The organism is Streptomyces novaecaesareae (assembly GCF_000716875.1).
GTDB classification, from domain to species: Bacteria; Actinomycetota; Actinomycetes; order Streptomycetales; family Streptomycetaceae; genus Kitasatospora; species Kitasatospora novaecaesareae.
The window spans coordinates 23,046-29,132 of record NZ_JNWQ01000087.1 but is presented as its reverse complement, the minus strand read 5'-3'; the positions used below and the strand labels follow the sequence as shown (position 1 = coordinate 29,132).

At 75.0% G+C, this 6,087-nt stretch carries 5 protein-coding genes; 4 read left to right on the top strand and 1 reads right to left on the bottom strand.

What is annotated here, in order from left to right:
* The first annotated feature begins 157 nt into the window (after positions 1-157).
* The 3 genes from OP86_RS27035 to OP86_RS27025 all read left to right on the top strand — a co-directional run bounded on the left by OP86_RS27035 (position 158) and on the right by OP86_RS27025 (position 5,036).
* Positions 158-724: a GNAT family N-acetyltransferase gene (locus OP86_RS27035; protein ID WP_051830734.1), complete on the top strand. Its 567-nt coding sequence runs from the start codon at positions 158-160 to the stop codon at positions 722-724.
* Positions 725-921: 197 nt separating this feature from the next.
* Entirely contained in the window at positions 922-2,658 is a 1,737-nt protein-coding gene (locus tag OP86_RS27030; RefSeq protein ID WP_324604114.1) for a glycosyltransferase family 2 protein, read from the top strand.
* A gap of 134 nt (positions 2,659-2,792) precedes the next feature.
* Complete coding sequence (locus tag OP86_RS27025) at positions 2,793-5,036, top strand: acyltransferase family protein (RefSeq protein ID WP_199815246.1); 2,244 nt, start codon at positions 2,793-2,795, stop codon at positions 5,034-5,036.
* Here the strand turns inward: OP86_RS27025 and OP86_RS27020 are convergent.
* The gene (locus OP86_RS27020) at positions 5,027-5,494 is read right to left on the bottom strand and encodes a hypothetical protein (RefSeq protein ID WP_157849854.1); all 468 of its coding nucleotides are present in this window, start codon (positions 5,492-5,494) and stop codon (positions 5,027-5,029) included. The genes OP86_RS27025 and OP86_RS27020 overlap by 10 nt on opposite strands.
* A gap of 346 nt (positions 5,495-5,840) precedes the next feature.
* Here OP86_RS27020 and OP86_RS27015 point away from each other — a divergent pair, with 346 nt between their 5' ends.
* Positions 5,841-6,071 carry a hypothetical protein gene (locus tag OP86_RS27015; RefSeq protein ID WP_030056834.1) on the top strand — a complete coding sequence of 77 codons (231 nt, stop codon included), beginning with the start codon at positions 5,841-5,843 and terminating at the stop codon, positions 6,069-6,071.
* Positions 6,072-6,087: the final 16 nt, after the last annotated feature.

The following is a 6,087-nucleotide window of genomic DNA, read 5'->3' as shown; positions in this document are numbered from 1 at the left end:
TCACGCTCACAAGCTAGCGATGCCGCAGGTCAAGGATCAAATCTGCGGGTCAGAGCACTGCGGTCCGCCTTGACGGCGAATCGCAGCCCGTTGCCCTGCTCCGCAGGAAGTCCAATTCCTCCCCGACCCAAAGGCCGGGGTCTCCTAGGAGGTTCAGATGATCGACAACGCCACCGGCACCGCCCGGCCCATCGGGGAGCCCGCCTTCCGCCCCGCCGAGCCCGCCGACGTCCCGGCCCTGGTCGAGCTGGTCGAGTCCGCCTACCGCGGCGACGCCAGCCGGGTCGGCTGGACCACCGAGGCCGACCTGCTGGGCGGGCAGCGGACCGACCCGCAGGCCATCACCGAGGCCATCGGCAACCCCGAGGTGCTGGTGCTGCTGGCCGAGCGCGACGGCGAGCTGGTCGCCTGCTGCCAGCTGGAGCGGCGCGGGCAGCGGGCCTACTTCGGCATGTTCTCGGTGCGCCCCGGCCTGCAGGGCGGCGGGGTCGGCCGGGCCGTGCTGGCCGAGGCGGAGCGGGTGGCCGGCCGGGAGTGGGGCGTCGGCGAGATGGAGATGGCGGTGATCGCGCAGCGCGCCGACCTGATCGCCTGGTACGAGCGGCGCGGCTTCCGCCGGACCGGCGTCTTCAGCCCGTTCCCGTACGGCGACGAGCGCTTCGGCATCCCATTGCGGCCGGACCTCCGGTTCGAGCACCTGAGCAAGGAGCTGAAGGCCTCCTGAGGCGCGCCGGCCCGGGGCTCGGTTCGGGGTCTCGGTTCGGGCTCGTGCGGCCGGGTTCCGTCAGGTGATGTGGCGTCAAGTCACCGAGCTGGGGCGATGCGGAGATGTCATACCTCGTTCATGATTGGTCTAGGCCAATGTGAGAGGCTGGGGGCGAACGGCCACGTTCCGTCCGCTGCCCAGGGGGCCATTTCCGCATGCCCGTACGCCATGGCACCGCCATGCCCGCACCCGACACCGGTCCGCGCCCGACACCCCCGGACCCCGACCTCCGACTGCCCGGCCCGCCCGACGACGAGGAGCTCTACTGGTACTTCGGCCCGCAGCGCCGCTGGGTGCTGCTCTGCGCCACCCTCTCCTACGCGGGAGCCACCGCCACCCTCGGCCTGTTCGCCCTCAGCAAGCCGCTGCTCTGGCCGTTCCTCCTGCTCACCGTGCTCAACGCCGCCACCTGGCTGCTCTCGCTCACCGACGGCCAACGCGCCCGCCGCTACACCCGCGACTCGCACGACCTGCTGATGCGCGCCTGGCAGCCCGCCCGCCACCCCGGCGTGGACCTCCTGCTGCCCACCGCCGGCGAACCGCTGGCCGTCCTCGACAACGCCTACCGCCACACCGCCGCCGTCCGCTGGCCCGGCGAACTCACCGTCCTCGTCCTCGACGACGCCGACCGCCCCGAGGTGCGCCGACTCGCCGAGTCCTACGGCTTCGAGTACCGCGCCCGCCCCGACCGCGGCCGCTTCAAGAAGGCCGGCAACCTCAACCACGGCCTGGCCGAAGGCACCGGCGAGATCATCGCCGTCCTCGACGCCGACTTCTGCCCCCGCCCCGACTTCCTGCGCCACCTGGTGCCCTACCTCGACAACCCCGAGGTCGGCATCGTCCAGAGCCCGCAGTGCTTCGACACCGACGCCGACATGTCCTGGCTCGAACGGGCCGCCGGAGCCACCCAGGAGATCTTCTACCGCTGGATCCAGCCCTCCCGGGACGCCCAGGACGGCACCGTCTGCTGCGGCACCAACGCCCTCTACCGCCGCGCAGCACTGACCCGGATCGGCGGCTTCGCCGAGATCGACCACAGCGAGGACCTCTACACCGGCCTCGCCCTCGCCCGCGCCGGCTGGGCCACCCGCTACGTGCCCGCGCTGGTCGCCAAGGGCATGTCGCCCACCGGCCTGCCCGCCTTCATCAGCCAGCAGTACCGCTGGTGCCTCGGCTCCCTCGCCCTCGTCCGCGACCCGGACTTCCGAAACGGGCCACTGCAGAAGTCCGCCCGGCTCTGCTTCTGGAACGGCATCCTCGGCTACGTCACCAGCGCGGTGAACGTCTTCGCCGTGCCGCTGCCCGCCCTGATCATGCTGTTCTTCAGGCCCGAGGAGATCGAACCCTGGCAGGTGCTCCCCTTCCTGCCGCCGATCTGGGTCGCCCTCGTCCTGCTGCCCGCGATGTCCCGCACCCGCTGGCGCTTCGAGGTCACCCGGGTCCAACTCCTCGGCGGGCTCTGCCACATCGTCGCCATCGCACACGCGCTGCGCCGCCGCTCCGCCGACTGGGTGCCCACCGGCGCCGTGTCGGGCGGCAGTTCACTCGCCCGTGCCGTCGCCCGGATCGGGGTCGGCTGGCTCGGGTTCGTCGTCCTCGCGGGCGCCGCCGGACTCGTCCGGGCCGGGCTGCTGCACGGCTGGCGGCCGTACTGGGCGCTCACCGCGCTGCTCGCACTCACCGCGTACACCATGATCCCGCTGATCAGGGCCCTGTGGCCGCTCCTGAACGGTGCGAACGGCGGCAAGGGCGCCGCCGTCGGCGAAGTCGCCGCACCCGCCCGGAGCCGCTCGAACCTCGGGTTCGGACGGGCCGAAGCCGTCGCCGTCACCGCCGTGCTGCTGCTCTGCGGGCTGCTGGCGTCCGGCTGGGCCGATCCGCTGATCTTCTGACAGTTCGTCAATTTCATGCTGTCGCTCGACCGTTGAGTTTCCTTGCGCGTCGCCCCACCGGCGCGGACTCCGCCCGGCCGCCCCATCGGCCCGGCGGCCCGACCACCGCTGCCAGCCCTGCAAGGAGCGCCGCCGTGCCCACGGCCGTCCCGCCTTCGTCATCCTCACCGTCCACACCAGCTCCGGCCCCTTCGGACCTGCTGCCCGGCGTCGTCCGGGTGCAGCGGGAGGTGGCCACCGCCGCGCCGAACGGCGAACCCGCCGAGAGCGGGCCACCCCGCCGGCGCACCGCCTTCCGCCCCGACATCGAGGGGCTGCGCGGCATCGCCGTGCTGTCCGTGCTCGCCTTCCACGCCGCCGTACCCGGCCTGACCGGCGGCTACGTCGGCGTCGACATCTTCTTCGTCATCTCCGGCTACCTGATCACCGGCCTGCTGCTCACCCGACCGCTCGGCCTGGGGGACTTCGCCGCCCGCCGGGCCCGGCGCATCCTGCCCGCCGCCGCCACCGTCCTGGTCGCCACCGCCGCCGCCGGCGGCGCACTGCTCGACCCGCTGCGCGGCACCGACCTCGCCCGCGACCTGATCGCCGCCGCCGGCCAGTTCGCCAACTGGCGCTTCGTCGGCCAGCAGGCCGACTACCTGGCCGCCGAACGCGACCCCAGCCCGCTGCAGCACTTCTGGTCGCTCGGCGTGGAGAACCAGTTCTACCTGCTCTGGGGCGTCCTGCTGCTCGGCCTCGCCCGCTACCTGCACGGACGCCGCCGCACCGCCGCGATCACCCTCGCCACCGTCTCCATCGGCGGCATCTCGCTGCTGCTCTGCCTGCGCTGGACCCACACCTCGGCGCCGCTCGCCTACTTCTCCACCGGCAGCCGGCTCTGGGAGTTCGCGGCAGGCGCCTGCGCGGCCCTCGCCGGCGGCGCACTGGCCTCCCGCACCGAGCGGCGCCCGGCGCTGTGGGGGCTCCGGGCACTGCGGCTGCTCGGCCGACTCGGCCTGGCCGCCGTCCTTGCGCCGATCGTCCAGTACGACCGCGACACGCCGTTCCCCGGCGCGGCCGCGCTGCTGCCCGTCCTCGGCACCGCCGCCGTCCTGCTCGCCGGAGCCGGCCCGCTGGGCGCTGTCGGCGGGCCCGGTCCGCTGCGCGCCCTCAACGCCGGGCGCCTGCTCGCCACCCGCCCGCTACGCGCCGCCGGCCGCCTCTCCTACGCCTGGTACCTCTGGCACTGGCCGGTGCTGACCATCGCCCAGGCCCGGTACGGCGCCCTGCCCTGGACCACCCTGGCCGCACTCACGGCAGCAAGCGCGCTGCCCGCCTGGCTCACCCTGCGGTTGGTCGAACAGCCGCTGCGGTACGGCAGCAGCCCGGCGCCCCGGCACGGACTCGCCGTCGGCGCCAGCGCCCTCGTCATCCCGCTGATCGCCGCACTCACCCTCGGCGGCAGCACCGTACGGGCCCTCGGGGACACCTCCTCCGGGCCCACGGCCGCACCCGCCGGAGCCGCCGACGGCCCGGTCCTGCTCGCCCCCGGCACCCGGGTGCTCGCCCTGACACCGCCGCTCGCCCGCGCCCGGGAGGACTTCCCGCCCGGCAAGGGCTGCGAGATCCCGCTGAACGCCGACAGCAGCCCGCGCTGCCTCTTCGGCACCGAGGACAGCCCCGACCGGATCGTGCTCCTCGGCGACTCGCACGCCGGCCAGTGGATATCCGCCGCCCTCGCGATGGCCGACCAGCGGCACTGGGCGCTGGAAGTCCTGGTCAAGCCCGGCTGCCCGCTGGCCACCCTCACCGTGCGCAACACCGTGCTCGGCCGCACCTTCGACGAGTGCGACCGCTGGCGCGAGAACACCCTCACCCGGCTCACCACCGGGCCCAAGCCGCGCCTGGTCCTGGTGGCCGGGCTCAACCGCTACGGCAGCCAGGACGAGCGCACCGAGGGCTGGACCCGCACGCTCGACCGGCTCACCGCGCTCGGCACCCCGCTCGCCTACCTCGGCGACACCCCGATGCCGGGCAAGGACATCCCGACCTGCCTGGCCGCCTCCGACGGGCGCTCCGACGCCTGCTCCTTCCCGCGCGACACCGCCTTCGAACCCGACCCGATGCTGGACGGCGGGCTCGCCGCCCGGTACGGCGTCCGGACCCTCGACCTCGGTCCGCTGCTCTGCCCCGCCGCCGGGCCCTCCTGCCCGGCCGTGCTGGAGGGCGTCGTGCTGTACCGGGACACCGGGCACATCACCGACACCCTGGCGCGGGTGCTGGCGCCCCGGCTGGACAGGGGGGTGCTGGGTGCGCCCGGTGCGTCCTCGGCGTCCGGTGCTCCGGCGGTACCCGGTGCTCCGGCGGTACCCGGCGCTTCGGCGGCTCAGCCGTAGACGCCGCGGCAGAGGCGGGCCTGCTCCGAGCCGGCCGGCCAGCGGCCGATGCGTTCGGCCTGGTCACAGAGGGTGCCCGGACCGAAGCCCGGCAGCGAGGCGCCCGCGCCCGGGCCGCTCGGGGCGGGCGCGCCCGACGTGCCGCGGGCCGGCGCCGTGGCGTGCGGGCTGTGGCCGGGCCTCGGCCGCGCACTCGCCGAGCCGTGCTGGGCGTCCGCGGCCCCGCCGTCGGGCGCCATCGCCGCCGAAGCCGCCTCGCCCGGGCCGCCCGTCGCGCCGCCCGCCGGGACGGGAGCCGGCAGCGGCGAGGGCGCGGGCGTGGCGGGCGGCGGGGAGACCGGCAGCAGCCGCGAGGCCGAGTCCGAGGCCGGGCCCGAGGCCGGGTCCGAGGCCGGGTCCGAGGCACGGTCCGAGGCCGGGTCCGAGGCGGAGGGCGAGGCCCCCGGCAGGGCCGTCACCCGCAGGTCGTCACCCGAGCCCGGCCCGCACATCACCAGGACCGACGCCAGCGCCGCACCCGTCCCGACCGCCGCCGCCCACGCCCTGCGCGAACGCCGCGCCGACCGTGCCGGAGCGGGCGGCGGAGGCGGGGGAGGCGGGGGAGTCATCGGGACGGGAGGCGGTTGCCACGCGTCCTGCGGCCACTGCCACTGTCCTCCGGTGGGCTGCCCAGTCATCTGCTCGTCCTTCCCACGGCCCCCCGGCGTACCTTTCCGTGCTCAACGAGCGCGCCGACGCAGGGACATGACCCGGAAGAGGGGTCTGGGCGGGCGCTGATTGCCACCGCACCACATGCTTGGGGTCATGGAGACCAACAGCACGTCCGCGCCCCTGGTCGAGGTGGCCGAATTCCGGACCGACAGCCGCTACCGCCTCGTCCACTTCGAGGGCCACGGCTGGGAGCCGCTCGCACCGGAGGAGTTCGAGCCGCGCGTCCACCAGCTCTTCCCGGGCCTCGACCCGCACGACCCCCAGCGGGTCCACTGGGCCGACCGCCCCTGGGAGTGGCCCGCCTGGCACCCCGGCGAGGCCTGACCCGTCTCCCCGGGGC

Coding starts and splice junctions, on each gene's coding strand:
- OP86_RS27035 (WP_051830734.1), top strand. CDS start 158: ATGATCGACAACGCCACCGGCACCGCCCGGCCCATCGGGGAGCCCGCC.
- OP86_RS27030 (WP_324604114.1), top strand. CDS start 922: ATGCCCGTACGCCATGGCACCGCCATGCCCGCACCCGACACCGGTCCG.
- OP86_RS27015 (WP_030056834.1), top strand. CDS start 5,841: ATGGAGACCAACAGCACGTCCGCGCCCCTGGTCGAGGTGGCCGAATTC.